Genomic DNA, 25,498 nt, shown 5'->3' with positions numbered 1-25,498 from the left:
GCGACCCGTGCTGCCCAAGGACCTCATCCGCCGCATCCGCAAGCTGGAGATTCGCACCCGCAAGGTGGTCTCCGACATGCTCGCGGGCCAGTACCACTCGGTCTTCAAGGGCCGGGGCATGGCCTTCTCCGAGGTGCGGCAGTACCAGCCCGGGGATGAGATTCGCATCATCGACTGGAACGTCACCGCGCGGATGAACGAGGCCTACGTCAAGGTCTTCACCGAGGAGCGCGAGCTGACGGTGATGCTCCTCGTGGACGTGTCGGCCTCCAAGGAGTTCGGCTCGCGCGAGCGCACCAAGTCGGAAATCGCCGCCGAGGTCGCCGCGCAGATTGCCTTCAGCGCCATCGCCAACAATGACCGGGTGGGACTCATCCTCTTCTCGGACCGGGTGGAGAAGGTGGTGCCGCCGCGCAAGGGCCGCACCCACGTGCTGCGCCTGGTGAGCGACATCCTCACCTTCCAGCCGGTGGGCAAGGGCACGGACCTGGCGACGGGCCTGACGTACCTGACGCAGGTGGCGAAGCGGAAGGCCGTCACCTTCCTCGTCTCCGACTTCCAGGCGCGCGACTTCGAGAAGCCGCTGCGACTGGTGGGGCGCAAGCACGACCTTGTCCCGGTGGTGGTGGAGGACCCGCTGGAAGAGGCCTTCCCGCGCCTGGGGCTGGTGGAGATGGAGGACCCGGAGACGGGAGACCGCTTCGTCGTGGACACGAGCGACCCGGGCGTGCGCGGACGCTATGCCCGGGCGATGCAGGGCGCGCGCGACGAGCGCCGCAAGCTCTTCAAGAAGCTGGAGCTGGACCACGTGGAGCTGCGCGCCGGAGATGACCACGGCAAGGCGCTCGCGCAGTTCTTCCGCGCGCGGGCCCGGAGGATGGCGGCATGAGCCGGTGCATGGTCCTGCTCGCGGTGCTGCTGTGTCTGGGGACGCTTCCGGCGGGGGCGAAGTCCCAGCCGAATCCCCCGGGCGTGCCCGCGCACGAGGTGACGCAGCCCCTGGACGTGTCGGTGCGCGTGGAGCCGCAGCAGGTGCGCATCGGCGACCCGTTCACCTACCACGTGGTGCTCACGCATCCGAAGGACCACCGCTACGAGCTGGCGGTGCCCAAGGAGACGGGCGACTTCGAGTTCCTGGACCAGACGCGCCAGCGCCATGACGGGCCCGACTCGGCCACCACGACGTTCGCGGTGCGCCTGTCCGCCTTCGCGCTGGGCACGGTGCAGGTGCCGCCGCTCGAGTTCGACGTGGCGACGCCGGAGGGGCCGCGTCACTACTCGCTGCCGGGTCGTCAGGTGGAGGTGGCCGCCACGCTGCCCCCGGACGCAGAGGGCAAGGGCGCGGACCTGTTCGACATCCAGCCTCCGCAGGAGGTGCCCATCCGCTCGTGGCGGCTGGTGCTGACGCTGCTGGGCGTGCTCGCCGCGGGCCTGCTGGCCTGGGCGCTCGTGCGCTGGTGGAAGAACCGCCCCAAGCACGTGAACCTGCCGCCGCCCCTGCCGTTGGACGTACGAACGCGCAAGGCGCTGGACTCGCTCAAGGCGGAGAACCTCCCGGGGCGTGGCCACGTGAAGGACTACTATTTCCGCCTGTCCGAAATCGTCCGAGGGTATCTGGGCGAGCGCTATGGCTTCGAGGCGCTGGAGTGCACCAGCTCGGAGCTCATGACCGCGCTGCGCCGCCTGTCGCCGCTCGGGCTTCCCGAGGACAAGCTGATGCGCTTCGTGTCCGAGTCGGACATGGTGAAGTACGCCCGGGCGGATGCGACGCCCGAGAGCTGCCGAGACGCGCTGCTGTTCGGCTACGAACTCATCGACAAGACCTACGTTCCGCCCCCGCCGCCTCAGGCTCCCGCCAATGCCGCCGCTCCCCGCGTTCAATAACCCCGAGGCGCTCTGGGGACTGCTGCTCGTGCCGCTCCTGCTGGTGCAGGCCTGGCGGGAGCGTCGCGCTCGCGCGCCCCTGCGCTTCTCAGCGGCGAACGTGTTCGCCCGAAGTGGCAAGGGCCTGCGCACGTACATGTTGCCGCTCTTGCCGCTGTTGCGCGCGGTGGCCGTCGCGGCGGCGGTGTTCGCCATCGCCCGGCCCCAGGTGCGCGACTCTCGCGTGCGCGACTTGTCGGTGGAGGGCATCGACATCGTGGTGGCGTTGGACCTGTCCACCTCCATGGAGGCGGGCGACTTCCGGCCGCAGAACCGCCTGCACGTGGCCAAGGAAGTGCTCAGCGAGTTCATCGCCAACCGGGTGAATGACCGCATCGGCCTGGTTGTCTTCGCGGGCGCGGCGTACACGCAGGCGCCGCTGACGCTCGACTACGGCGTGCTGAAGGAAGTCATCAAGCAGCTGCGCACCCGCGTGCTGGAGGACGGCACCGCCATCGGTGACGCGCTCGCCACGTCGCTCAATCGCCTGCGGGACTCTGAGGCGAAGAGTCGCGTCGTGGTGCTGATTACCGACGGCGACAACAACGCGGGGAAGCTGTCCCCCATCGACTCCGCGCACATGGCGGAGGCGCTCCACGTGCCCATCTACACCATCCTCGTGGGCAAGGGCGGCAAGGTGCCCTTCCCTCAGGGGACGGACCTGTTCGGCAACACCGTGTGGCGCGAGACGGAGATTCCCATCAACCCGGAGCTGATGCAGGACATCGCGGACCGCACGGGCGGCGAGTACTACCGCGCCACGGACCCCGAGGGCCTGCGCCGGGGACTCCAGAAGGTGCTCGACTCGCTGGAGCGCTCCAAGCTGATGGAGGGGGGCGCCTCCGCGACGTACCGTGAGGAGTTCCATCCGTTCCTGCTGGCCGCCTTTGGTCTCGTCGCGCTGGAGCTGCTCCTGCGCGCGACCTTCCTGAGGGTCTTCCCGTGACGCCCGTGGAACCCTGGCGCTTCACCGTGCTCGGCTATCAGGCGGGTATCGCCCAGCCGTTGTTCCTGGGGCTCGTGCTGGTGGGCGTGCTGCTGGGATTGCTCGCGCTCACGCTGTCGCTGAGGCGCCGCTCCCGCGTGCGCGCGGTGCTGCATGAGCGGCACGCCGAGCGCTTCACGCCGGGCATCTCCGTGTGGCGTCCGGCCACGCAGGGCAGCCTGTATGGCCTGGGGCTGGCGCTGTTCGGCTTCGCGTTGGCGCAGCCGCAGTGTGGCACCAAGAGCGAGCTGACGAAGCGGCGCGGCATCGACGTGGTGGTGGCGCTGGATGCGTCCAAGTCCATGCTCGCGCGCGACGTGCAGCCCAGCCGGCTGGAGCGCGCCAAGCTGGAGTTGACGACGCTCCTGGACGAGCTGAAGGGCGACCGCGTGGGCCTGGTCGTCTTCGCGGGGGATGCCTTCATCCAGTCCCCGCTGACGTCGGACTACTCGGCGGTGAAGCTGTTCCTGCGCGCGGTGGACCCGGAGGTCATGCCCCAGGGGGGCACCAACGTGGGCGCGGCGCTGCGGCTCGCCCATCAGGTGCTCGAGAACGCGGACCGCGGCTCGAAAGAGCGCGTGGTCGTGCTGTTGTCGGATGGCGAGGACCTGGTCGGCGACGTGGGCGAGGCCACCGACGCGCTGAAGGAAGCGGGCGTCCAGGTGCTGGCGGTGGGCGTGGGCTCCGAGGCTGGCGAGCCCATTCCCGTCTATGACCGGCGCGGCGAGTTCGTGGACTACAAGAAGGATTCGGCCGGAGACACGGTGATTACGCGCCTGGACCGCGCGGGGCTGACGGCCATCGCGGAGGCCACCGGTGGGGCCTTCTTCTTCCAACCGCGCGGCGTGGCGATGAGCCAGGTGGTGGAGCGCATCGACCAGATGCAGAAGAGCGAACTCGAGAGTCGGGTGACGGTCCGCTACGACGAGCGCTTCCAGTCCTTCGCGATTCCCGGACTGGTGCTGCTCGTGCTGGGGATGATGTTGCTGCCGTCCACGCGCAGGAGGTCGTCGCCATGAGCGCGAGCCTCGAGACACGACGACGTCGCGGCGCGCGACTGCTGGCCTGTGTGGCGTGCCTCGTGCTGCCGCTGTCGGCGCTCGGCGCGGGGCCGCTGGAGAGGGACCATCCACGGGTCCAACAGGGACGCGAGGCGTACCTGGCGGGCCGCTACGAGGATGCGCTGAAGGCGTTCGAGGACGCGAAGAAGGAGCGTCCCAATGACCCGGCGGTGGACTTCAACCGGGGCGACGCGCTGGCGAAGCTGGGCCGGGTGAAGGACGCACAGGAGGTCTTCCGCGGGGTGACGGAGTCCAACCGCCCCGACCTGCGACAGAAGGCCTGGTACAACCTGGGCAACCTCGCCGCGACGACGGGGGACCGGGTGGAGGCGCTGAAGTCCTACCGACGCGCGCTGACCCTGGACCCGCAGGACGTGCAGGCCCGGCACAACTACGAGGTGGTGCTGCGAAACCTTCCTCCGCCGCAGGACAACTCGGCGGATGGCGGCTCGGATGGTGGCGGTGACTCCGGGACGGACGGTGGTCGGCCCGACGGAGGCGAGGACGGCGGCACCAAGGCGGACGGTGGGACTCCCGTGGACGGGGGAACCGACGGAGGCCAGGACGGTGGCGCGGATGGCGGTGCCGACGGGGGTGGTGACGGGGGCGCGGATGGCGGAGGTGACGGCGGCGCGGATGGGGGTGGTGACGGCGGCGCGGATGGTGGCGACGGCGGGCAGGAGGGTCCTCCGCAGAAGGGTGATGGCGGCAGCGACGGTGGCTCCGACGGCGGTCAGGATGAGGGCGAGGGCGACCCGAAGGACGGCGGGACGGATGGGGGCAGCGAGTCGGAGGGTGACGCGGAAGATTCGCGCTCGGATGGTGGAGTGAGTCCATCGGAGCTGGACCGGCAGGAGGCGGAGCGCCTGCTGGATGCGATGAAGCAGAACGAGAAGAATCTCCAGCTCTGGCGTTTCCAGCAGAAGAAGAAGCAGAGGAAGGCCAATGAGAAGGACTGGTAGCAGCGGCCCCGTGGCGGTGCTCGTCGGGCTGGCCCTGCTGGCCTCGGCGCCGGCATGGGCGGCGGGCCTCGAGTTCTACCAGACGGTGAACCGCGAGGAGGTGGGCAGCGAGGACACCTTCCTGCTCACGGTGGTGACGGTGGATGCGCCCGCCGACGCCAAGGTGAAGCTGCCGCGGTCGGACGACTTCGAGGTCGTCAACAGCTCACGCAGCACGCAGCGCTCCGTCTCCTGGTCCGGCGGCGGGCCCGCCAACATCCAGGACGTCACCAAGTACGTGATGGTGATGCGGGCCAATCGCGCGGGGAAGCTGACGATTCCTCCGTCGGAGATGACGACCGCGGGCAAGACGCACCGCACGGACTCCGTGCAGATTGACGTGAAGCCGGGACGGCTGGGGCCTCCACCCGCGCAGTCCGGCCGGCAGCAGCGACTGCCGGACCCGTTCGCGAGCATGCCCTCACGCCTGCCGGACCCGTTCGCTGATGAGCCGGAGGACGAGCCCACGATTCCCCGAGGAGACTCGGACCTGTTCCTGCGCTCGAGCCTGGACCGGGACGAAATCTTCGTGGGCGAGCAGGTGACGCTGTCGCTCTACATCTACTCGCGCGTGGACCTGTCCAGCGTGGATGCCGTCACGATGCCCAAGCTGGAGGGCTTCTGGACGGAGGAAGTGGAGAGCCCCACGCAGCTGTCCGGTGAGCAGAAGGTCGTCGACGGCGTCCCGTACCGGGCCTATCTGCTGCGCCGTCGCGCGCTCTTCCCGGTGAAGGCCGGCACGCTGTCCATCTCCGCGGCGGAGGCGGACATCACCACGGGCTTCCTCTTCGCGGGCCACCGCGTGCACCGCGTGTCCAACGGGCTCAAGGTGAAGGTGGCGCCCCTGCCGCCCGGTGCGCCGCAGGGCATGTCCAATGCGAACGTGGGCGCCTGGCGGCTGTCCGTGGACGTGTCGCAGACGCGCGTGGAGCTGGGACAGCCCATCACGGTGAAGGTCATCCTGGAGGGCTCCGGCAACGTGAAGAACGTCAACCCGCCGAAGCTCACCGGGCCCTCCGCGCTGAAAATCTATGACCCCACGACGACGGACAAGGTGGCGCCGCAGCGCAACCGGGTCCAGGGTCGGCGCGTGGTGGAGTACCTGGTGATGCCGCAGCGCACGGGCACCTTCACGTTGCCCGCGCTGGAGTTTCCCTTCTTCGATGCACGCGCGCGCTCCTACGAGGTCTCGCGCACGGACCCCATCACCCTCACGGTGGAGCCCGCGGCGGGCAGCACGGCGCTGCCGCCCACGTCGTCCGCGCATGTGGCGGACTCGGCCAACGAGCAGAAGAACGTGCTGACGTCCGGTGGGCTGCGGCCGGTGCGCTACCAGGCGCGCTTCGTCGCGCCGTCCGAGCCACCGTGGAAGCGGAGCTTCTTCGTGCCGCTGGTGCTGGCCCCGCTGGGACTGCTCGCGGGCGCGGCGCTCCTGGGCGGCGTGCGAGGCCGCATGGCGACGCGCACCGAGGCGGACAAGGGGCGTCAGCAGGCGAAGGCCGCGCGCAAGCGACTGGTGGAAGCGGAGAAGCTCCAGGCCGGCGCCGACGCGGGGGCCTTCTACACCGAGGTGGAGAAGGCGCTGCATGGCTTCCTGGGCGCGCGGCTGGGCGGCCCGGTGATTGGCCTCACTCGCGAGGCCATTGGCGAGCGTATGACGGCGGCGGGCGTGGCGCAGGAGCGACGTGCCCGGGTGCTGTACGTGCTGGAGGCCTGTGACCTGGGCCGCTATGGCGGTGGAGGTGATGCCGCCGCGCGACAGAAGGTGATGGATGCCGCGGTCGCGGCCATGGAGGGCTGGGCGTGAGCGGGTACTACTCGCCTGAAGAGGCGCAGGACGTCTTCCTGAAAGCCAACGAGGCCTACGCGCGCGAGGACTACGCGGCGGCGCAGGATGGCTACGAGAAGCTCCTCTCGCATGGCCATGGCGGCGCGGACGTCCTCTACAACCTGGGCACGACGCACCTGGCGCGGGGGGACCTGGGCCGCGCGGTGCTCTCGCTGGAGCAGGCGAAGAAGCAGGGCGGCCGCGCGCCGGACCTGGAGGCCAACCTGGCCGTGGCGCGCGCGCGGCAGGTGGACAAGGTGGTGGGCGCCACGGCGGAGGAGGAGTTCCTTCCGCGCGTGACGGCGGCCACGGACGGCACCGTGGTGGCGTGGACCTTTCTGGGCACGTGGGTGGCCGCTCTGCTGCTCCTGCTGGTGTGGCGGTGGCTGAAGCCGGGACGCCGCACGGGCCTGGGCATCGTCGCCGCGTTGCTGTTCACCGTGGCGGTGCCCACGGGCGCGCTGCTGGCTGCGCATGCATGGGTGGACGAGACGGTGCACGAGGCCGTGGTGCTGTCGCCCACGCTGGTGGCGCGGGAGCTGCCGCAGCCTGGCGCCCGCTCCATCTTCGAGGTGCATGCGGGCCTCAAGGTGCGGCTCCTGGAGGAGACGGGCCGCTTCGTGCGCATCCGTCTGCCCAACGGACTGGAAGGCTGGGCCGAGCGCGAGGGCGTGGCGGAAATCTGAGCGTTCCGGCACGCCGGGACGAAACCTGGAAGCGCGCGTGACGCCGGGGGTAGACTCTCTGTAAGGGATGGCGGGTTTTCCTTGGAGGTCTCAGCCCCGTGTTCGAAGTCGAGGCCCTTGTCGGGAAGAACCGACTGGTGGTGCGCATCTGGGGTGACATCGCCAGGGAAGAGGCCCAGCGCGTCGGCGACGCGGCAGTGCGGGCCATCGAGCGGCTGCGTCCTCGGTTCGACCTGCTGTCGGACATGAAGGGCGTGACGTCGTTGGACGCCGAGGCCACGGTGCAACTGCGGCGCATCATGGAGGCCGCGAAGGTCCGGGGTTTCCGTCGCGTGGTGCGGGTGGTGGGCCGCTCCGTCGACACGGCGCTCGTCTTCGAGCGCACCAGTCGTGAGCTGGGCTACGACGCGCACCTCGCCTTCTCGTTGGAAGAGGCGGAGCGCTTGTTGGACAGCGGCAGTCCTTGAGTGACGGGCCGCTCAGCTTCGCTTGCCGGTGAGGCGGGCGAAGAGTCCGGGCTTGCGCTCCTTGCCCTGTCCAGCGGAGGCCGCGGACAGCGCTGCGACCTTCAGGAGATTCTGCTGGAAGACGGTGTTGCCCGGCTCCAGCTCCACCGCGCGCTCCAGCAGTCGGGCCGCTCGGACGTAGTCCTTGCGCTGGTGGACGAGGATGAGGGCCAGCTTGCTGTGGAGCGCGGCGGCCTCGGGGGCGCGGTCGATGCCCTTCGTGAGGACCTCGATGGCGCGGTCCACATGGCCTCCGCGCTCCAGCCGCACCGCGCGCTGGAGGAAGTCTTCCGGCGTCTGGGTGGTGGACACCGGAGCGGGCGCGTCCAGGGGCATGGTGGGGCGCATGGGGCGCGGTGCGCGCTCCGGGGCTAGGGGAGCCAGGGTGGGTGGTGGGCTCGCCGCCGACGGGGGGAACGGCGATGCGGGCAGGGTGGGCACCGAGCTCGCCGTGACGTGAGGGGCCGGTGCGGGACGGCTGGCCACTGGTGGCGCGGCGGTGGCCGGGGCGACGACCCGGGTCGACCCCCCCAGCCCGCTGGGGGCACTGCGTGTCGCCGGAGGAGGCCCGGTGCGCGCCGTGGCGGGCAAGGGGGGCGGACCGGGGCGTGCGGCGGAGGGGTGCTCCTTCGCGGGCGGAGCAGGGGCTCCCGGGAAGGTGACGTGTTCGGTGAAGCCACTGGCGCGCGGGGCCTGGGCGACGCCGGGGCGCATGGCGCGAGTCGGCTGCGAGGGCGCGCTCGGATGTGCCCCGCCGGACGTGGTGGACCTCGTGGGACGTGGAGCGGGAGGTGCGAAGGGCTCCTCGTCGCCGAGCGCCATGGGAGAGAGGTCCTCCTCGGCGCCCAGGGCCATGAGCACGGCGGGACGCTCCCCGGTGAGCGTGGGGACCTCGTCGTCCTGAATCGTGGAGGGCTCTACGTCGTCGAACGCGGGCGCTTCCGGGGTGAGGAACTCGCTGCCGTCGAGCACGGGAAGCTCGTCGGTCCGGCTTCGTCGTGGAGGGCTGCCAGGCGCGCGGCGCAGCTCCAGCACGCCTCGTTCCAGCAGGGCCTTGAGGACGACCTTCACCTCGATTTCAGGCAGCCGCGCCGCGAGGGCGAGCTGGGGCACCGCGTGGACTCCGTCGACGAAGGACGCGATGTGGGCCTCGAACGGGTGGAGGGGCTGCAACGCGATGTTCAGTCCGGCACGAAGGTGCGGCACGGTGTCCGCGTCCATGGGCACGGTGAATCGCGCGGTGGCCAGGTCCTGCGGCGCGGGGCGCTGGGGCGGCGGCCTGGGCACTTCCATGGTCCTGCTGCGCTGGGGTGGGGAGAGCAGGGCCCGGACGATGGTGGGCTCCGTGACGATGTACTCCCCGCTGGCCTGCTCCGGGTCCAGGAGCAACCCGCAGAACTCACACTGGAAGTCGTCCCCTTCCACCGTGCCCCTGCACTCTGGACATTCTAGTTTTGCGGCCATTTCGGGCCCATCATAGCGCTCCGGGACCCCCATCACCTGACGCCTCGCGGGGAGGGGTGAAAATGGGGGCCCGGGGGGCGCGTCCGGAGGGACAAGGCGGCTTCATCCCCCTGTCAGACTGGCTGATGAGCGGGCGGGCATGGAAGTCAGGCATCCCCTCTCCCGTTGGCTTACGTATGGCTGATGCGTGGTGCTCCACACAAATGATGGAGCAACCCTGGTGCGCGTGGTGTCGGCGGGGCTATACCGCGCGCGGCAGGTGGCACCGGCAGTGGGGGTGGCGCGCCCGCGAATCATCGTCCCTCTGAGGTCCAGAGTCGCGCCGGAGAAACATGGTTGGCATGTCCCAGGCACCCTTCCACATCCTGCTCGTCGAGGATGAACCGGTCATCCGGGAGCTGGTGCGCTCGATGTTGAGCGACGGCACCGTGGAGGTGGTGTGCGCGGCCAACGGGCTGGAGGGACTGAAGCTGGCGCGCAGCCGGACCTTCCACCTCATCCTGATGGATGTGGTGTTGCCGCAGCTGGACGGAATCTCCGCGTGTCGCATCCTGAAGAGCGACCCCGTCACCGCGACGGTGCCGCTCTACATGCTCACCGCGAAGGCGAAGAAGTCGGACATGGAGAGCGCCACGCTGGCGGGCGCGGACGGCTACATCCACAAGCCCTTCCGAGGCGCGGAGCTGATGGCGCTGGTGGAGCGCCTGCGAGTGGCCTCGCCTCGCTCGGAACCGGCCTGAAGCGACGGGGACGGACCTCCCCGCTCAGGGCAGGCGCGGATGGAGGAAGCGCGCCAGGGCGATGAGGTCGTCCCAGTCGAGCTCACCGAACTCCAGGGCCACGCCGTCCGCTTCCCGGCGGCGGATGGTGCAGGTGGTGACGATTTCCTTGTCCCCTGGCAGCGGCAGGCTGAGCGTCAGCTGGCGCTGGGCATCTCCGGGGTGCGCGAGCAGGAACAGCCCCGCCATGGAGACATCGCGGGCGCGGGCCATGACGGCGCGTCCTGGCAGGAGCACTTTCACGGGGAGGGACGCCTCGACGCGCGGGTGGAAGCGCTCGGCGATATGGGGTCCACCATTGGAAGTGTTCATCGGCTCAGCTCCTCACTGCGACAGGGTGCGACAACTCTGAGGCACCTTGCGTGCGAGGCAAGTTTCCGTCCTCGCGCCGCCGTCCCGTGAGACGGACGCTCCTCCCGGCCCCTGGAGTTTTCCTGGCGCGCGCGACGCGGCCATGAGCGCGGGATTGCTTGGGTTTTCATCTGGCACGTCGCCTGAAGAGCCCCCTGCGCAACCCGCCGCCGGAGGCAGCTCTTGGACCCGAACCACCGCAGGCTTCAGTCGCTCAGCATCACCCCCACCATGCCTCGGCAGACGCCGCGCAATGACTTCGGCACGGTGCTGGCGCACGCGGCCCACCAGGTGGTGAGCAAGGGGGCGGGGCTCGTGGGCGGGATGATTCCATCGGGTCCCATCCTGAGCGCGGCCGTCTCCAGTACGAAGATGGCGGTCTCCTCGGTGGTGCCGATGGGAGCGACGACCACGTCGGCCGCGTCCACGTCCGCAGCGGGCGCCTCGCTGGGGACGCCGACGGGCAACGGGGATGCGTGGGACCTGCTGGAGGCGCAGAAGGCGCTCAGCGCGGACGGCCAGAAGTTCAACGCGGCCTATCTGCAGCTCCAGAACGAGATGCAGCGGGAGAGCCGCGAGCACAACGCGGTCTCGAACATCATGAAGGTCCGCCACGACTCGGCGAAGGCCGCCATCAACAACATCCGCTGAGAGGGGCGCGGCGAGCAATGAGCGTGGACAAGGTGGGAGCGGTGAGCGGTGCGGGCCTGGCGTCCGTGGAGCCCGGCCGGGAGCGATTCGACAAGGTGCTGGAGGGAGTCCGGGCCCCCGCGCGCGAGGCGACGACCTCGGTGACGACGGAAGGCGTGGCGCGTCCGCCCGTCGAGGCCACGAGGGGCGTGGCTCGGGCCGAAGGCGGGGGGACGCAAGCCCCGGCGGGATGTTCGGAGGCGAGGACGGGGACGCGGGTGGACTCCGTCCAGACGGCGCGAGAGCAGCAGGCCGCGCAGGCATTGGAGCGGGTGGGGCAGGCGCAGAAGCGCTTGGACCACATCCTGGAGCTGGCGGAGTCGGGTCGCGACTTCACGCCGGGGGAGTTGCTCTCGTTGCAGGCCCAGGTCTACCGGGCGAGCCAGGAGCTCGACCTCGCCGGCAAGGTTGTCGAGAAGGCGACCGGCGGCGTCAAGCAGGTCCTGCAGACGCAGGTTTGAGGAGCGCGCATGTCTTCGAGTTCCCTCCGCTGTCTGCTCTTCCTGTGGCTCTTGTGCGCCACCGCGTGTCGAGAGCGCATCCAACATGGCCTGGATGAGCGGCAGGCCAACGAGCTGCAGTCCGTGCTCATCGAGCGAGGGCTGGATGCTCGCAAGGTGCCGGAGGCGGGCAAGAAGCCGTCCTGGGCCATCGAAGTCACGGGAGACCAGTCGTCGGACGCGGTGCGTGTCCTCGCGGAGCTGGGGCTGCCGAGGCCCGCGGCGGAAGTGGGCTGTGATGTCTTTGGTGGCAGCGGACTGGTGCGCACGCCAGTGGAGGAGGGCGTCTGCCGGGTGCGCGTGTTGGAGCGGGGCCTGGAGAAGACGCTCCAATCCGTGGAGGGAGTGCTGCTGGCGCGAGTCCACCTGGTGGTGCCTCCAGCGCCACGACCCGGGCAGACAGCGGTGCCATCCAAGGCCTCGGCGATGCTGCGAGTGACGCCGGGCAGTGCGGCGAGGGTGCGTCAGTCCTCGGACGTCTTGAAGGCGCTCCTGGCGGGAGGTGTGGAGGGGCTCTCCTCCGACGCGGTGTCGCTGCTGGTGGACGAGGTGCCCGCGCGGGTGGAGGTGGCTTCGGCGGGTGGCCTGTCTTCTTTGTCCAGACTGCGGGTACTGCTCGCCGTGCTGGGGGTGTTGGTGACGGGGCTGTCGGGAGCCTTGGTGTGGGCGACGCTGCGGATGCGTCACTACCGGGAGCGGAGCGTGGTGCCTGCCGCGCCGCCGGTCCCTGCTCGTCCCGTGCTCTCGGCTGGAGCGGCTCGCAAGGTCGCCTGAGCAGGCGACGGAGAGACTCATCATGGATGCGACACGTGTGGGTCGGGCATCGCGCCCGGCGAGGAAGGGTGTGCCCGCTCCGACCCAGGAGCCGATGCCCGCTCCGGTTCCGAATCCGCTGGCGGAGCAGGCGACGACGATTCGTCGTCAGCCTCCAGCGCTCCCGTTGGAGCGCTATGCGCTGGTGGCATGGGTCCTGGGACGGGAGCGAGCGGGAGAGCTCCTGGAAGGTTTGGGAACGGAGGCCTTGAAGCGAGCCAAGGCGCATTTGCGGCGCATCGCCGCGCTCCCGTCCGCGCAGCGACAGGCGAAGGTCGCGAAGGAGTTCGGCGAGAGGAGCGATGCGGCGACGAGGCTGAAGGCCTTGATGGACGAGGTTCCGGAGCTGCTTCGCAAAGAGGTGTTCCGTCGTCTCCCGGCCTATCACCGGACCCTGTTTCCGGGTCGCAAGGTGGAGCCCGTGGACCCGCTGGCGCCACCGTTATTGTCGGCGCTCGCCGAAAGACTCATCCGGGAAGCCACGCGCTGAAGTCCTCGCGTGGCGCCGTCCTGGCCCGTGTACGCGGCATCCCAGGCGCGGATGCCCATTCACTCCAAACCCGCGTCACCACGAGCGCCCCTCCTGGCGGGCGTCGTGCACGAGCGGGGTGTCACCCCTTGCCCTTGGCGAACCTTCGATGAATTCAGAGACAGAGCCCTCCCATTCTCCCGAGCCACGTCGGCTGCGACGGTTGGGGGCGCGCCGGATGAGTCGGGCGCACGTCGTGCTTTCGCGGCGGCCCCGCGTGGCGAGCCTGGGGCGTGAGGCCCTGGACGAAATCTGCGCGGCGCTGGGCCGGGAGCTGAGTTGCTCGGTGACGGCCGAGGCCCGGTTGCTGGATGCCATGGTCTCACCCGTGAATGGGCTGCAGCGGCCTGCGGTCTTCGTCCTGCTGGAGCTGTCGGCGGTGGGGGGAGTTGCGGTGCTGGAGTTGGAGCCCGCGCTGGCCGTTGCCGCGCTGGAGCGAATCGCCGGCCCGGGTGGCAAGCCGGGAGTGGCGACAGAGCTGGCGAGGCTGGAAGAGGCGACGCTGGCGTATCTGGTGCTGGTGGCGCTCTCCGCTGTGCGCTCCAAGTCGCCGCTGTATCCCGCCCTGGCGCCCCGGCTGTCCGCCGTGACGATGCGACGTGAGGACGTCGTGGCTCGGCTGCGGGGGCGGCAGCCGCTGGTGGGCGTGGAGCTGGATGTTTCGGTGGGGCCGGTGCGTGCGGGAGGACGGCTGTTGCTTCCCTCACCGGTGCTGCAGTCGGTGTTCCAGGAGTTCCCAGTGGAGCGCGACACGAGCGTCGCATCGGAAGTGCTCGCCGCGGCTCTGAAGATGAGGTGCCTCATCGGACAGACGCCCCTGTCGCCCCAGGCCATGGATGCGCTCGCGGTGGGGGATGTCGTTGTCTTTGAAGGCGTGCGTCGCGAGGACACGCGCCTCTTCGGCCCCGGACGGCTGGTGGCCCGGGGCTTCTCGCTCGCGGGGACGTTTCAGCCCGAGGGTTTCTCGCTGTCCCGTGCGCGTGTCCGCGTGCATTTCCAGGAGTCGAACATGGTGGTGGTGAACGAACGAGGCGAGGGCATTCCCCCGCTCCCCGTGGACGTGGAGGTGGAGTTGACGCGGGTGCTGGTTCCACTCTCGGAGCTGGCGGCGTTGAAGCCGGGCGTCCTGCTCCCGTTGCACATCAATGCCAGTGAGCCGGTGTTGTTGCGCGTGGGAGACCGGGTGGTGGCGCGCGCGGAGTTGGTGGACCTCGAGGGCGAGGTGGGCGCTCGTGTCCTGGCCCTGTTGCCGTGAGTGAGCACATGAATGTCCGGCGCGCGTCGCTCTCTCCTCGCACGCGCCTTCAAGTCGCGACGCTGCTCGTCCTCGGGTTGGCCTTGCTGGGGCCCCTGGGCGGAGTGTCCGTGGTGTCCACGGCTCGGTGGCTCCTGATTCTGGGGACACTCTGTGGCCTGGGGTGGTGGTGGTTTCGACGGGGGGCCCAGGGGCCCCGCGTGGCAAGTGCCGAGCGGATGCAGGTCATCTCCCGGGCAGGCCTGTCGCCTCGTTGTGGCCTTGCGCTGGTGGAGGTCGAGGGGCGGGGCTTTCTCGTGGCCTTCGGTGATGCGTTCGCGGAGGTCCATCCGCTGCCCGAGCGGGAGGAGGTGCCACGGACCTTCGCCCAGGCGCGGCGACCGCGTCCGGGGCGTGGTCTCCGGAAGGGGATGAGCTCATGACGGGCGGCCTGGGAATGCTGGCGCCAGTCATGGCCGTGGCGTCGGAGGGGGCGCTCAGCCAGCAGTCCTATGCGGGAAGCCCGCTGTCGATGATGGGCATGCTGGCGGTGATGTCACTGCTGCCGTTCGCGGTGTTGATGTTGACGAGCTTCTCGAAAATAGCGGTGGTGTTGTCGCTGGCACGCTCGGCCATGGGAACCCAGCAGGCGCCGCCCACGCTGGTGCTGACGGGACTGGCCGCGGTGCTGACGGGCCACATCATGGCCTCGGTGATGGAGCGGACGTACGACGCGGGGCAACGCGCCTATCAGGAGCTGGAGGCCGGCTCGGGCGTGCGGATTCTCGATGCGGCGGCACAGGTGGCGGAGCCGCTGCGCGGGTTTCTCGTGAAGCATGGCAGCCCCGAGGAACGCGCTCGTTTCGTGGACCTGGCGCGAGAGCTGCGTCCCCCAGAGGAAGTGGACTCGGTGCGCGAGACGGACCTCTTCGTCATCATTCCCGCCTTTGTCATCACGGAGTTGAAGGAGGCCTTTCAGATTGGCTTCCTCGTCTTCCTCCCGTTCCTGGTGCTCGACATGGTCATCGCCAATGTGTTGCTCGCGCTGGGGATGCAGACGTTGTCGCCTGGCCAGGTGAGCCTGCCTTTCAAGATTCTTCTCTTCGTGGCCGTGGATGGCTGGTCGCTGCTCGCGCGCGGCCTCATCCTCGGTTACCGGTGACTCGATGACCCAGGATGTGTTGTTGACCCTGGGGCGTGAGGCTTTGCTGTTGATGGTCCTCGCGTCCTTGCCACCCATTGGGGCCAGCCTATTGGTGGGCTTCCTGTCGAGTCTCTTTCAGGCGACGACGCAGCTTCAGGAGAGCACGCTATCGGTGGTGCCGAAGCTGTGTGCGGCGGTGGTGGCGTTGGTGCTCTCCGGGCCGTGGATCGCCGGGCAGTTGACGCGATTCACACAGCAGCTCCTGATGCTCATCTCCGAGGTGTCGGCGTGAGCCTGGAGTTGCTGCGCGCCCACCTGGAGGCGCTGGGCCCGGACGCGGTCGCCGTGGCGCTGTGTGCCGCACGGCTCCTGCCCGTGGCCTTCCTGTGTCCGCTGTTGGGAGGGCAGGCCACGCCCACCACGGTGCGGCTGGGCTTGGTGTTGTCGCTCTCGCTCTTCCTGCGGGCGGAAGGTGGCGTTGGACTGGCGGAGCCCGTGACTTCGTCGCTGGAGTTGGGGGGATGGGTGTTGCGAGAGCTGGCCTACGGGGTGTCGGTGGGGCTGGTCGCGGCGCTGCCGTTCGATGCGGCGCGAATGGGGGGGCGATTCATCGACCTGCTTCGCGGAACGTCCGCGGAGGCCAGCCTTCCGCTGGCGGGGAGTCGGGAGTCGGCCACGGGCGAAGGGCTCTATCATCTGCTGGTGGGACTGGTGACGTCGGGGGCGGTGGCTCCGCTGGTCTTCGGCGCGTTGGTGCGTGGCTTTGGCGTGGTGAAGCTGGGGGCCTTCGTGCCCACGGAAGCGGCGACGTTGCATCTCGTCGTGCTCGCGGGCGGCGCGCTGGCCACGGGACTGGCGGTGGGCGCGCCGATGGCGGCCGCGATGCTGACGGTGGATTGCTTTCTGGCATTGGCATCGCGCGCGGCGCCGCAGGTGAACCTCCAAGAACTGGGGGCTCCGTTGCGAATCCTGGGGGGCGGCGTGGTGCTGTGGTTGGGCATCGGGATGCTGTGTGAGCGACTGCTGGCGGAGGTTCTCTCCACGGAGGGCACGCTCTCCTTGCTGGGGAAGCTGGCCCAATGAGTGGAGAGAAGACGGAGTTGCCGTCGGCCAGACGCCTGCGTGAGGCGCGCCGCAAGGGGCAGATTCCCCGCAGCCGGCTGTTGTCCTCCAGCGCGGTGATGTTGGGGGGCGTGCTCGGGTTCATCTCGGGCGCGCCGGGGATGTTCGAGCGTCTCCAGGAGTGGACATCGCGGCTGTTCCTGGTGCAGCAGCCGGAGGGCGCCTGGGAGGAAGGGCTCTGGATTTTCGTGCGCCTGAGTGCGCCGGTGCTGGGGGGCGCGTTCGCGGCGTCACTGGCGGTCTCCGTGGCCACCGTGGGATTCGAGGTGAACCCGAGCCATGTGGCGCCGAAGCTGGAGCGCGTCAGCCTCTCCTCAGGACTGAAGCGCCTCTTCAGCGTGAGACCGTTGAAGGAGCTGGGCAAGGCGTTGCTGGTGGTGTGGGTGGTGGCGATTCTTGTCTGGGGCGAGGTGGAGTCGGTGGGGCCGGACGCGCTGCGCACCGCCTGGCTGGCCGGAAGTGAGGGGCTGCCACTCATGCTGGAGCAACTCACGGAGCTGATTCGCCGCGTGGCCTGGGTGCTGCTCGTGCTCGGCGTTGGAGACTACGTGCTCGCCAGGCGGAGCCACCTGCGCGAGCTGATGATGAGTCGCGAGGAGCTGAAGCGCGAGCACAAGGAGAGTGAAGGGGACCCACGGCACAAGGGACAGCGTCGGGCCTTGCACCGGCAGCTGGCTCAAGGGGGGCCGGCACGAGGGGTGCAAAAAGCCACTGCCGTGGTGGTCAATCCAACGCATCTGGCGGTCGCGCTTCGCTACGACGCGCGGGAGTGTGAGGCGCCCTACCTCGTCGCGAAGGCCCGGGAGGAGGACGCCTTGATGCTTCGGGAGGAGGCCCAGCGGCTTGGAGTGCCGGTGGTCCGAGACATTCCGTTGGCGAGAAGCCTCATCCACTACGACATCGGGGAGCCCATTCCCGAAGAGCTGTACCAGGCCGCGGCGGTCGTCTTGCGCACGGCGATGGAGTCGCGGGACGCGGACGGTGTCCCCCGGAGACAGACCTCATGAAGGTGTTCGCGAAGTGGTTGGTGAAGGCGCGAAGCTCGTCGGACCTCGTGCTGGCGGTGGCGATGGCGGCGGTGCTGGGGGCGCTCATCATTCCCCTGCCGGCGTGGCTGCTGGACGTGGGGTTGGCGGTGAACCTGGCGGCGGCGGTGGCGTTGCTGGTGGCGTCGTTGAGGGCCAGGGACGCGCTGCAGGTGACGTCATTTCCCTCGCTGTTGTTGTTCACCACGTTGTTCCGACTGGCGCTCAATGTCTCGTCCACGCGGCTGGCGCTCGCGGAGGGGCACGCGGGCGAGGTCATCCAGGCGTTTGGTGAGTTCGTCGTCCAAGGAGACTACGTGGTCGGCGGCGTGGTGTTCGCCATCCTTTCGCTGGTCCAGTTCCTGGTGGTGGCGAAGGGCGCGGAGCGTGTCGCGGAGGTGTCCGCGCGCTTCACCCTGGACGCGATGCCGGGCAAGCAGATGTCCATCGACGCGGACCTGCGAGCGGGGGCCATTGACCAGGCCCAGGCACGGAAGCGGCGGAGGGACCTGGAGCGGGAGTCTCAGATGTTCGGCGCCATGGATGGCGCGATGAAGTTCGTGAAGGGAGACGTCATCGCGGGCCTCGTCATCGTCGCGGTGAACCTGCTGGGCGGCTCGCTCATCGGCGTCCTGCAGGGAGGGATGACGTTCTCGGAGGCCGCGGCGACCTTCGCGCTCATCGCCATCGGAGATGGCCTCGTGTCCCAGGTGCCGTCCCTGTGCATCACCGTGGCGGCGGGACTCGTCGTCACGAGGGTGGCGTCGGAGCGGGAGGAGGACTCGCTGGGCTCGGAGATTGGCTCGCAGTTCTTCGGTGAGGCCCGGACACTCTGGGTCGTGGCGGGATTGTGTGTGGCGCTCGCGTTGATGCCGGGCATGCCGCACCTGACCTTCTTGCTGCTGGCGGCGGGACTGGTGGGACTCGGGCGCGTCCTGCAGCGAGGACTGCCCCGAGAGGGCGCGGCGACGCGCGGCGGGGATGCGACGGGTTCCAAGGAAGGAGTCGAGGAGAAGGCGGGGGCTGCTCCGGAGAGCGCCGTGGTGCCCGTGGGAGTGTCTCCTCTCACGCTTGACCTCGCGCCGGACCTGACAGTGCTGGCGGAGTCGGCGGCTGGGGCTTTCGTGCACCAGACCTTGAACGCCGTGCGCGACGAGCTCTTCTTCGAGCTGGGCGTGCGCATCCCTGGCATCCGGGTGCGGACCCAGGCGGCCTACCTGGGCACCGGGGAGTACCGCATCCTGGTGGACGAGGTGCCGGCGGGAGGCGGGCAGCTGAGTGTGGGCGTGCTCTATGCGATGGTGCCTCCCGACGAACTCGCGTTCCTCCAGGTGAAGGCGGAGGCCGCGGTGGAACCGTCGACGGGCAGGACCATCAGCCGCGTCCCTGAAGCGGGGCGGGGACCCGTGGAACTCGCCCAGGTCCAGGTCCTGCGGCCCGAGGAACTGCTGGCGGACCATCTGAGAGGCGTTTTGCGGAGCCGGGCCGCGGACCTGCTGGGCCTTCAGGATGTCCAGGGGCTGCTGGATGGCCTGGAGACTCGTGCTCCCATGCTGGTGAAGGAAGCGCTGCAGAAAGTCCCTCTGCCGCTGCTGGCGGACGTGCTGCGAAAGCTCCTCCAGGAAGGCGTCAGCATTCGAGACCTGCGAGCCATCCTGGAGGCGCTCGTCTCACCCACCACGGAAGGAGACGCCTCCGCGCTCGCCGAGCGCTGTCGTCAGGCCCTGCGCCGCTACCTCAGTCACAAGTTCGCGCCCACCGGGCCGCTGTATGCGTACCTCGTGGACCCGGAGGTGGAAGAAATCCTGCGGTCCACCGGACCTCGGGGACCCGCGCCAGACCCGGACCGGGTGGCGGAAATCCTGGAAGGCGTCCGACAGGTGGCGACAGGAGGAAGGGCGGTGCTGCTCACCGCGCCAGACGTCCGGCGGTCACTGCGAAGGCTTTGCGAGGGAGCGTTTCCGGAAGTGGCCGTGCTCACCTATGGGGAGCTGGACGGCGCCCTTCAGATTCGTCCCATCGGCAGGCTTTCGCCCGTGCCGATGGGGTCCTGAGTCGACTCAGAGGCCCGTGCCGGTGCTGCCGGGGCTCTTGCTCTCAGGGGAGGGCAAGTCGCTCTGGGCCTGCTGGGGGGCGGGACGGTTGACCCGGTCCCTCAGTTCCTTGCCCGTGCGGAAGAGCAGGCCCCGCTTGGGCTTCACCGGGATGACCTGACCCGTCTTCGGGTTGCGTCCCTGGTAGCCCTGGTAGTTCTTCACGTGGAAGGCGCCGAGGCCGCGAATCTCGATGTTCTCACCGCGACAGAGGGCATCCTTCATCGACTCGAAAATCGTCTCGATGGTGGCCTCAGCCTGCTTCTGCGTCACGCCCCGCTTGGCCACGAGGATGTTGATCAGATCGGACTTGAGCATCGGACGCTCCCGCAAACCCGGTGACCCCTTGGCGACAGGGCACTCTGGCCCGTGGTGAATCAGGAAAACATAACAGAACGCGCCGGCACTGCAAGCAGGGTGGACTCCCAACCACCTAGAAACTTTACGGATTTCCGCCTGCCGCCACCTTGGTGGGGGCAGAAGGGGCCGTGTCCGCCAATCCGGGCCGCAAGGGGACCACCAGGTCGGTCCACCGTGTCTGACGCAGGCGCTCGACGCCGAGGCAGTCCGCCTCCTGGAAGAAGTGCTCCACCTGCTCGAAGCCCGCGGCTCGCGGTCCATCCCAGGTATCCGCGCCTCCGGAAATCATCACCCCGTGCACGGCGAGGGTGGTGTCCGCGAGGGTGAGTGAGGCTGGATCCCTCGCGGGCCGCAGTCCTCCCCGGCGTTGGCGCTCCAGCAGCCCCGCGGCCTCCATGCGGTCCACGACTTCGTGGACGAGCGACTCGGGGACGCGAAGCCGGGTCGCCAGCTCGCGGGGCGTGGGAGCAGGCCCCCCATCCACCCACGTCAGCGTGGTCTCCTGGGCGATGCGGGAGGCCACCAGCTCATGGGCCCGGGGGTGGGTGCCGAACGCGAAGAGGGAGTCGCGGAAGGCGGTGTGCTCGACGGCGTAGGAGAGCCGCGCGCCGAAGAGCAGCAGCAGCCAGCTCACGTAGACCCAGGCGAGAAAGAGGGGAAGGGCGCTCAGCGAGGCATAGAGCAGGTTGTAGCGGAAGCTCCGTGCGGCGAACTCGGCGTAGAGGGACTTGGCGACCATCCACCCGAGCCCGGCGACGAGTCCTCCCGCGAGGGCGGAGCGCACCCGGACGTGCGCATAGGGCGTCCAGAAGTACAGCATCGTCAGCCCCACCACCGCGACGAGCGTGGTGCCCAGGGCGATGAAGGCTCCGGGATACGGCAGGCTCTGCAAGACGCCTCGTACCGCCCGGGTCCCCGTGAAGGAAGCGGCCAGGAAGATGGGCCCCAGCAGCAACAGGCCGGCGTAGATGAGCAGGCGGATGCCCCACGGGCGCTGGCGGCGGATGCCCCACAGCTCGTTTACCGCGCCGTCGATGTGGCGCAGCAGCGAGCCCGCGGACAGGAGGATGGCCAGGAAGCCGATGCTGCCGATGGCCACCGAGTTGCTCTGGTCGAGGAGCCGGTTGAGCACCGCGGCGGACTTCTCCTGGACGCCTGGTGCGAGCAGCTCGCGGACGACGGAGCGCAGCCGTTCCTCGAAGCGGTCCTGGTGGAAGGCATTCAGCAGGACCAGGCCGACCGTCAGCAGGGGCACCAGCGAGAACATGCTGATGTAGGTGAGGGCGGCCGCGCGAAGCCGGAGGTTCTCTCCCCGAAACCCCTGGCCCACGGTCCTCGCGGCGAGCACGGTGTCCGTCGCGAAGCGGCCCACCGGAGTGCCCTCGATGGGTGCCCAGACGCGCAACGCCCAGGCTCGTGCCCGGTCTCGGGTGTTTCGCAGCCATGAAAGCGGAGTCTGGGCCACGGCCGCTCTCAGGTACGCCAGCCCACGAAGGGGCGCGCCCCTCGAAGGCAGGGGAGAAGGGGGCGGCGACAGGAGGTCTGGAGCGGAGCGGAGATGAGGGTCATCCGGAACGGAAGTGGGGCAGGGACGTCGACGACGCTCCGCGACATGGAGCGGCAAGGCTAGTCAAACCCGAGCCTCCTGGGCCAGCCCACCCCAGTGACGAGGGTGACTGGGGCACACCGCCCGACATCCCCGCCCGGCCCCAAGGGTATGGCCAGGACGTGAGGCCGCCGCTCTCATGGCCCTCGAGTCGGAGGTGAGGTGCCTCGGCCGCGAAGGCGTGGCTTTTGGGGGGGCACGACGGAAGACCCGGTGCCAGGTTCGAACCTTGTCACCGACGAGCCGTGGACCTTGTTGGGGCGAAGGTTCGCCCGAGTACCTGGCGCCGGTTTGGCGAGATGCCTCAGGGGAGTTTTGGGCGCTGGCCTGGCGAAGCCTTGCGTGAAGACTCCTGCCCGCCTTTGGGCGAGGCCGCGCGCAAGCGACTGGCTCTGGCGAATGAGACCTTGCTGGCTCTCGAACTCGCCCTGACTGCGAGCGCGGGATGCGCCGCCCTCGGGACAGAGGGCGGCGCCAATCTCAACCCTCACCCCTCAGCGAGGTGAGGGTTCGATGGGGTGGGGATGCGATGGCATCACCCACTCCACCGTGGAGCCTCAGGCCGTGCCGCCCGAGGGGTCCGAGCCGCCCTGACCAGAAGCCGGAGGCGTCGAGCCGCCACCACCGCTCTCGCCGCCACTTCCTCCGGACGTACCCTGGCCACCGCCGCGCTCACCGCGACGCTCGCCGCGCTCACCTCGTTCGCCGCGCTCACCACCGCGGTCGGCACGCTCGCCGCGCTCACCACCACGGTCCGCACGCTCAGCACCACGTTCGCCGCGCTCACCGCCACGGTCCGCACGCTCGCCGCCGCGCTCAGCACCACGGTCCGCACGCTCAGCACCACGGTCCGCACGCTCAGCACCACGGTCCGCACGCTCGCCGCCGCGCTCACCACCACGTTCGCCCCGCTCGCCGCTCCGGTCTCCGCGAGGACGGTCGCCGCCACGCTCCGGGCGTCGGCCGCCACCGCCACCGCTACCGCCACCGCTACCCCCGCCGCCACCGCCACCGCCTCCGCCGCGGTCATCTCGCCGGTCGCCGCCCCGGTCCCGGTCCCTGCCACCACCTCGGCGGTTCTGGTCCTGGCGTCCGAAGCCACCGCTGTCCGGCTTGCGATGCTGCATCGCCAGCTCGCCATCACCCGAGCCCGGTGACGACGCCACCTTGTGCTCCGGCCCCGTGGCCGAGCGTCCGTAGATGTCGTACTGCTCGCGGTGGTAGTTCTGCTGCGCCTTGACCTGGATGGACTTGTTGTAGCGGTCCATCAAGTGCCGCAGCTCGTTGCGCTCCTCGCCCTGGAGCAGGCGCGCCACTTCCGCGTTGCAGTTGATGACCAGCGTGGAGTCCTTGTAGCCCGGCGCCTCCCGGCGAATCTCGCGGAAGATTTCGTACGCCACCGTGGTGGCCGTCTTCACGAAGCCGTTGCCGTCGCAGTACGGGCAGTCCTCGTGCAGCACCCGGCCAATGGACTCGCGCACGCGCTTGCGCGTCATCTCCACGAGACCCAGCTCGGAGATGCGCAGCACGTTCGTCTTCGCCTTGTCGCGCCCCAGCGCCTCCTGCAGCGACTTGAAGACCTTGTCCCGGTTCTGCGCCTTCTCCATGTCGATGAAGTCGCAGATGATGATGCCGCCGATGTTGCGCAGCCGGAGCTGGTAGACGATCTCCTTGGCCGCCTCGACGTTGATCTTGGTGATGGTCTCCTCGAGGCTCTTCTTGCCGACGTAGCGGCCCGAGTTGACGTCGATGGCGGTGAGCGCCTCGGCCTGATCGATGATGAGGTAGCCGCCGCTCTTCAGCCACACCTTGCGCTGAGTGGCGCGCTGCAGCTCCTGCTCGATGCCGTACGCGTCGAAGACGGTGTCGTCGCCCTCGTGCAGCGCCACCCTGTCCCGCAGCGCCGGGTCCTGCGCCGTGACGAAGCCGAGGATGCGCTCGTACTCCTCACGGTCGTCGACGACGAGCTTCTCCACGTCGTGCGCGAACAAGTCGCGCGTGGCGCGCAGGATGAGGTCCAGGTCCGGATGCAAGAGGCCCGGCCCGCCCCGCTTCTCGTTCTTGCGGACGACCTGGTTCCACACCTCGATGAGGAACCGGATGTCGCTCTCGAGCTTCTCCTGCGGCACGTTCTCCGCCACCGTGCGCACGATGAAGCCCGTCCCGGGCGGCCGCAGCCGGTCCACGATTTCCCGCAGACGCCGGCGCTCCTTCTCGTTGGAGATGCGGCGGCTGATGCCCACATGGTCCACCGTGGGCATGAACACCAGCTGACGGCCGGGAATCGAGATGTGCGAGGTGAGGCGCGCGCCCTTCGTGCCGATGGGGTCCTTGGAAATCTGGACCACGACCTCCTGGCCCACCTTCAGCAAGTCCTCGATCTTGTCCGTCCGGCGCTGCTTGACCTTCTCCTTGCCGCCGCCTTCGTCGTGCTTGTCCCGGCGCTTGTCGTCCTGCTTGTGCCGGCCCTTGTCCTTCTCCTTCTCGCGGGCGCGCGGCTCACGCGCCTCCCGGGCCTCGCGCGGGGCGCGGCGCTCTCCGGAGACCTCGGCGGGACGCGCGGCGACGGCCGCCTCCTCACCCGTCGGAGGAGGAATCAGCTCGCTCAGCGCGGTGGCCGCGTGCGGCGGCGGCTCGGGCGGAATCATCGCCACGGCCAACGCGGTGGCCGTTTCGTCGGAGAGGGGCGTGGACTCGGGGGAAGCCTCGGACGTGCCCTCCGTCGGGGATGTCTCGAGCACCGCGACGGCCACGGACGCCGTCTCCACGACGGGCGCCGCCGGCTCGGCGGACACGGTCACCTCGGTCGCGACCACCGTCACGGTGGCCTCGGCGGCGGCCGCGGGGGCCTCCTCGACCGACTCACCGCCCGGGGCCTCGGTGGGGGCTGACGGCACCTCGATGGACGGCGCGGTCGCCGCCAGCTCCATGATGGTGTCGCGCGGCAGGGACTCGGTGCGGTGGGCCTGGTCCTCACCGGCCAAATCCGCCGCTTCCGCCTCCACGTCCACGCTCGGACCCGCGTCCCGTGCCGCTTCTTCGGCGGCATCGGCCTCGGACTCGGTGGGCACGTCGGGGGCGTCCTCGTGCTCTCCCTCCGTCAGCTCGAACTGGGCCCGGGCGAAGTCCGGGTCATAGACGACGTCGCTGACGTAGAGGAAAGCGGCCTTCTCCAGGCCGATGTCCACGAAGGCCGCCTGCATGCCGGGGAGCACCCGGACCACGCGGCCCTTGTAGATATTTCCGACGACGCCCTTGTCCTTTTTACGCTCGAGGTAGAACTCCGCGATGTGCCCGTTCTCGACGAGCGCCACGCGGGTCTCCCGACCCGCGGCGTTGATGACGAGGATGCTGCTCATGGACGAATCCTGGACGCGCGCGCGGTAGGGCGGACCTCACCGGACGGGAGGCGGCAAGACGCCGCGCCTCCGAGCACGCTGCGAAGGGAGAGGCGGCCTCCGGTGGCCCTCCAGTCAGGACGGCCTTCCCGGTCTGTCCGGGTACGGCTCGCGTCACGCTGTCGAGGGCCAAGGGGACCACCGCCTGCTCCTCCGAATTTAGTCGCTCCGCTTTGCGACCGGCACCCTGCCGGGCGGAGCCTTGTCTTCAACCGCGTTCGAGGTCCTCCACCACGCGCGTGCCGCCCGCTCCTTCCTTCCACACCCGGTCGGTGCCCTTCAGTGGGTCACCTTGGGGGGGCGACTGGAGCCCCGGCGCAGCCGACGCGCCCGGAGGTATCCGGGAACGCAACCCGTCAAAAATTCACGACTGGGCGTGACCTTCGCCAATGCGGAGTGT

General features: G+C 69.4%; 25 protein-coding genes. 20 read left to right on the top strand and 5 right to left on the bottom strand.

From position 1 onward, the window contains the following. The first annotated feature begins 7 nt into the window (after positions 1-7). The 8 genes from HUA78_RS04070 (at position 8) to HUA78_RS04035 (ending at position 7,951) form a co-directional block, all read left to right on the top strand. Positions 8-889 carry a DUF58 domain-containing protein gene (locus HUA78_RS04070; RefSeq protein WP_141648835.1) on the top strand — a complete coding sequence of 294 codons (882 nt, stop codon included), beginning with the start codon at positions 8-10 and terminating at the stop codon, positions 887-889. After that, positions 886-1,884, top strand: coding sequence for a BatD family protein (locus HUA78_RS04065; RefSeq protein ID WP_174475697.1), 999 nt, complete (start codon positions 886-888; stop codon positions 1,882-1,884). The genes HUA78_RS04070 and HUA78_RS04065 overlap by 4 nt, the downstream gene beginning before the upstream one ends. Beyond that, positions 1,859-2,869, top strand: coding sequence for a VWA domain-containing protein (locus HUA78_RS04060; RefSeq protein WP_141648833.1), 1,011 nt, complete (start codon positions 1,859-1,861; stop codon positions 2,867-2,869). The genes HUA78_RS04065 and HUA78_RS04060 overlap by 26 nt, the downstream gene beginning before the upstream one ends. Then, positions 2,866-3,927 carry a VWA domain-containing protein gene (locus HUA78_RS04055; RefSeq protein WP_141648832.1) on the top strand — a complete coding sequence of 354 codons (1,062 nt, stop codon included), beginning with the start codon at positions 2,866-2,868 and terminating at the stop codon, positions 3,925-3,927. The genes HUA78_RS04060 and HUA78_RS04055 overlap by 4 nt, the downstream gene beginning before the upstream one ends. Continuing rightward, a complete protein-coding gene (locus tag HUA78_RS04050; protein WP_174475696.1) occupies positions 3,924-4,931 on the top strand; it encodes a tetratricopeptide repeat protein in 1,008 nt (335 codons plus the stop codon). Before HUA78_RS04055 ends, HUA78_RS04050 begins: the two co-directional genes overlap by 4 nt. After that, positions 4,915-6,777, top strand: a complete 1,863-nt coding sequence (locus tag HUA78_RS04045; protein ID WP_174461509.1) for a BatD family protein — start codon at positions 4,915-4,917, stop codon at positions 6,775-6,777. The genes HUA78_RS04050 and HUA78_RS04045 overlap by 17 nt, the downstream gene beginning before the upstream one ends. Continuing rightward, a complete protein-coding gene (locus HUA78_RS04040; RefSeq protein WP_141648830.1) occupies positions 6,774-7,484 on the top strand; it encodes an SH3 domain-containing protein in 711 nt (236 codons plus the stop codon). Before HUA78_RS04045 ends, HUA78_RS04040 begins: the two co-directional genes overlap by 4 nt. Positions 7,485-7,582: 98 nt before the next feature. Continuing rightward, positions 7,583-7,951, top strand: coding sequence for a hypothetical protein (locus HUA78_RS04035; RefSeq protein WP_141648829.1), 369 nt, complete (start codon positions 7,583-7,585; stop codon positions 7,949-7,951). A gap of 12 nt (positions 7,952-7,963) precedes the next feature. Here the strand turns inward: HUA78_RS04035 and HUA78_RS46175 are convergent, their stop codons facing one another. Then, the gene (locus HUA78_RS46175) at positions 7,964-9,454 is read right to left on the bottom strand and encodes a hypothetical protein (RefSeq protein ID WP_254623536.1); all 1,491 of its coding nucleotides are present in this window, start codon (positions 9,452-9,454) and stop codon (positions 7,964-7,966) included. Between the two features lie 332 nt (positions 9,455-9,786). Between HUA78_RS46175 and HUA78_RS04020 the strand changes: the two genes are divergently transcribed. Beyond that, positions 9,787-10,194 carry a response regulator gene (locus HUA78_RS04020; RefSeq protein WP_141649448.1) on the top strand — a complete coding sequence of 136 codons (408 nt, stop codon included), beginning with the start codon at positions 9,787-9,789 and terminating at the stop codon, positions 10,192-10,194. A 24-nt stretch (positions 10,195-10,218) separates the two neighbouring features. On the opposite strand, the gene HUA78_RS04015 is transcribed toward HUA78_RS04020, so the two are convergent. Beyond that, the gene (locus tag HUA78_RS04015) at positions 10,219-10,545 is read right to left on the bottom strand and encodes a PilZ domain-containing protein (RefSeq protein ID WP_141649449.1); all 327 of its coding nucleotides are present in this window, start codon (positions 10,543-10,545) and stop codon (positions 10,219-10,221) included. 270 nt (positions 10,546-10,815) lie between these two features. Between HUA78_RS04015 and HUA78_RS04010 the strand changes: the two genes are divergently transcribed. From HUA78_RS04010 to HUA78_RS03960, 11 genes are all read left to right on the top strand, one after another. Further along, a complete protein-coding gene (locus HUA78_RS04010; RefSeq protein ID WP_174453648.1) occupies positions 10,816-11,235 on the top strand; it encodes a hypothetical protein in 420 nt (139 codons plus the stop codon). Between the two features lie 17 nt (positions 11,236-11,252). After that, positions 11,253-11,735, top strand: a complete 483-nt coding sequence (locus HUA78_RS04005) for an ATP-dependent helicase HrpB (protein ID WP_174475695.1) — start codon at positions 11,253-11,255, stop codon at positions 11,733-11,735. A gap of 9 nt (positions 11,736-11,744) precedes the next feature. Continuing rightward, a complete protein-coding gene (locus HUA78_RS04000) occupies positions 11,745-12,548 on the top strand; it encodes a flagellar M-ring protein FliF (protein WP_174453106.1) in 804 nt (267 codons plus the stop codon). A 94-nt stretch (positions 12,549-12,642) separates the two neighbouring features. After that, complete coding sequence (locus HUA78_RS03995) at positions 12,643-13,077, top strand: hypothetical protein (protein WP_371745489.1); 435 nt, start codon at positions 12,643-12,645, stop codon at positions 13,075-13,077. Positions 13,078-13,294: 217 nt separating this feature from the next. After that, a complete protein-coding gene (sctQ, locus tag HUA78_RS03990) occupies positions 13,295-14,371 on the top strand; it encodes a type III secretion system cytoplasmic ring protein SctQ (protein ID WP_246137797.1) in 1,077 nt (358 codons plus the stop codon). An 8-nt stretch (positions 14,372-14,379) separates the two neighbouring features. After that, a complete protein-coding gene (locus HUA78_RS03985) occupies positions 14,380-14,793 on the top strand; it encodes a flagellar biosynthetic protein FliO (RefSeq protein WP_174475694.1) in 414 nt (137 codons plus the stop codon). Beyond that, the gene (gene sctR, locus HUA78_RS03980; protein WP_141648565.1) at positions 14,790-15,512 is read left to right on the top strand and encodes a type III secretion system export apparatus subunit SctR; all 723 of its coding nucleotides are present in this window, start codon (positions 14,790-14,792) and stop codon (positions 15,510-15,512) included. The genes HUA78_RS03985 and sctR overlap by 4 nt, the downstream gene beginning before the upstream one ends. Before the next feature lie 4 nt (positions 15,513-15,516). Continuing rightward, positions 15,517-15,786 carry a flagellar biosynthetic protein FliQ gene (locus HUA78_RS03975; protein ID WP_141648564.1) on the top strand — a complete coding sequence of 90 codons (270 nt, stop codon included), beginning with the start codon at positions 15,517-15,519 and terminating at the stop codon, positions 15,784-15,786. Then, entirely contained in the window at positions 15,783-16,577 is a 795-nt protein-coding gene (locus HUA78_RS03970) for an EscT/YscT/HrcT family type III secretion system export apparatus protein (RefSeq protein WP_141648563.1), read from the top strand. The genes HUA78_RS03975 and HUA78_RS03970 overlap by 4 nt, the downstream gene beginning before the upstream one ends. Further along, on the top strand, positions 16,574-17,623 hold the full coding sequence (locus tag HUA78_RS03965; RefSeq protein ID WP_174475693.1) for a flagellar biosynthesis protein FlhB: 1,050 nt from the start codon (positions 16,574-16,576) through the stop codon (positions 17,621-17,623). Before HUA78_RS03970 ends, HUA78_RS03965 begins: the two co-directional genes overlap by 4 nt. Next, entirely contained in the window at positions 17,620-19,695 is a 2,076-nt protein-coding gene (locus HUA78_RS03960; protein WP_174475692.1) for a flagellar biosynthesis protein FlhA, read from the top strand. The genes HUA78_RS03965 and HUA78_RS03960 overlap by 4 nt, the downstream gene beginning before the upstream one ends. 6 nt (positions 19,696-19,701) lie before the next feature. Here the strand turns inward: HUA78_RS03960 and HUA78_RS03955 are convergent, their stop codons facing one another. The 3 genes from HUA78_RS03955 to HUA78_RS03945 form a co-directional block, all read right to left on the bottom strand. Continuing rightward, positions 19,702-20,052 (bottom strand): HU family DNA-binding protein, encoded by a 351-nt coding sequence (locus HUA78_RS03955; protein WP_141648560.1) that lies wholly within the window; start codon positions 20,050-20,052, stop codon positions 19,702-19,704. Positions 20,053-20,176: 124 nt separating this feature from the next. Further along, complete coding sequence (locus tag HUA78_RS03950; protein WP_371745488.1) at positions 20,177-21,559, bottom strand: YhjD/YihY/BrkB family envelope integrity protein; 1,383 nt, start codon at positions 21,557-21,559, stop codon at positions 20,177-20,179. A gap of 698 nt (positions 21,560-22,257) precedes the next feature. After that, positions 22,258-25,059 (bottom strand): Rne/Rng family ribonuclease, encoded by a 2,802-nt coding sequence (locus tag HUA78_RS03945; RefSeq protein ID WP_174475691.1) that lies wholly within the window; start codon positions 25,057-25,059, stop codon positions 22,258-22,260. Between the last annotated feature and the right edge of the window lie 439 nt (positions 25,060-25,498).

The sequence above is a fragment of the Myxococcus sp. CA033 genome (genome assembly GCF_013336625.1).
Lineage (GTDB): Bacteria > Myxococcota > Myxococcia > Myxococcales > Myxococcaceae > Myxococcus > Myxococcus llanfairpwllgwyngyllgogerychwyrndrobwllllantysiliogogogochensis.
This window is presented reverse-complemented; position numbering and strand designations above follow the sequence as displayed.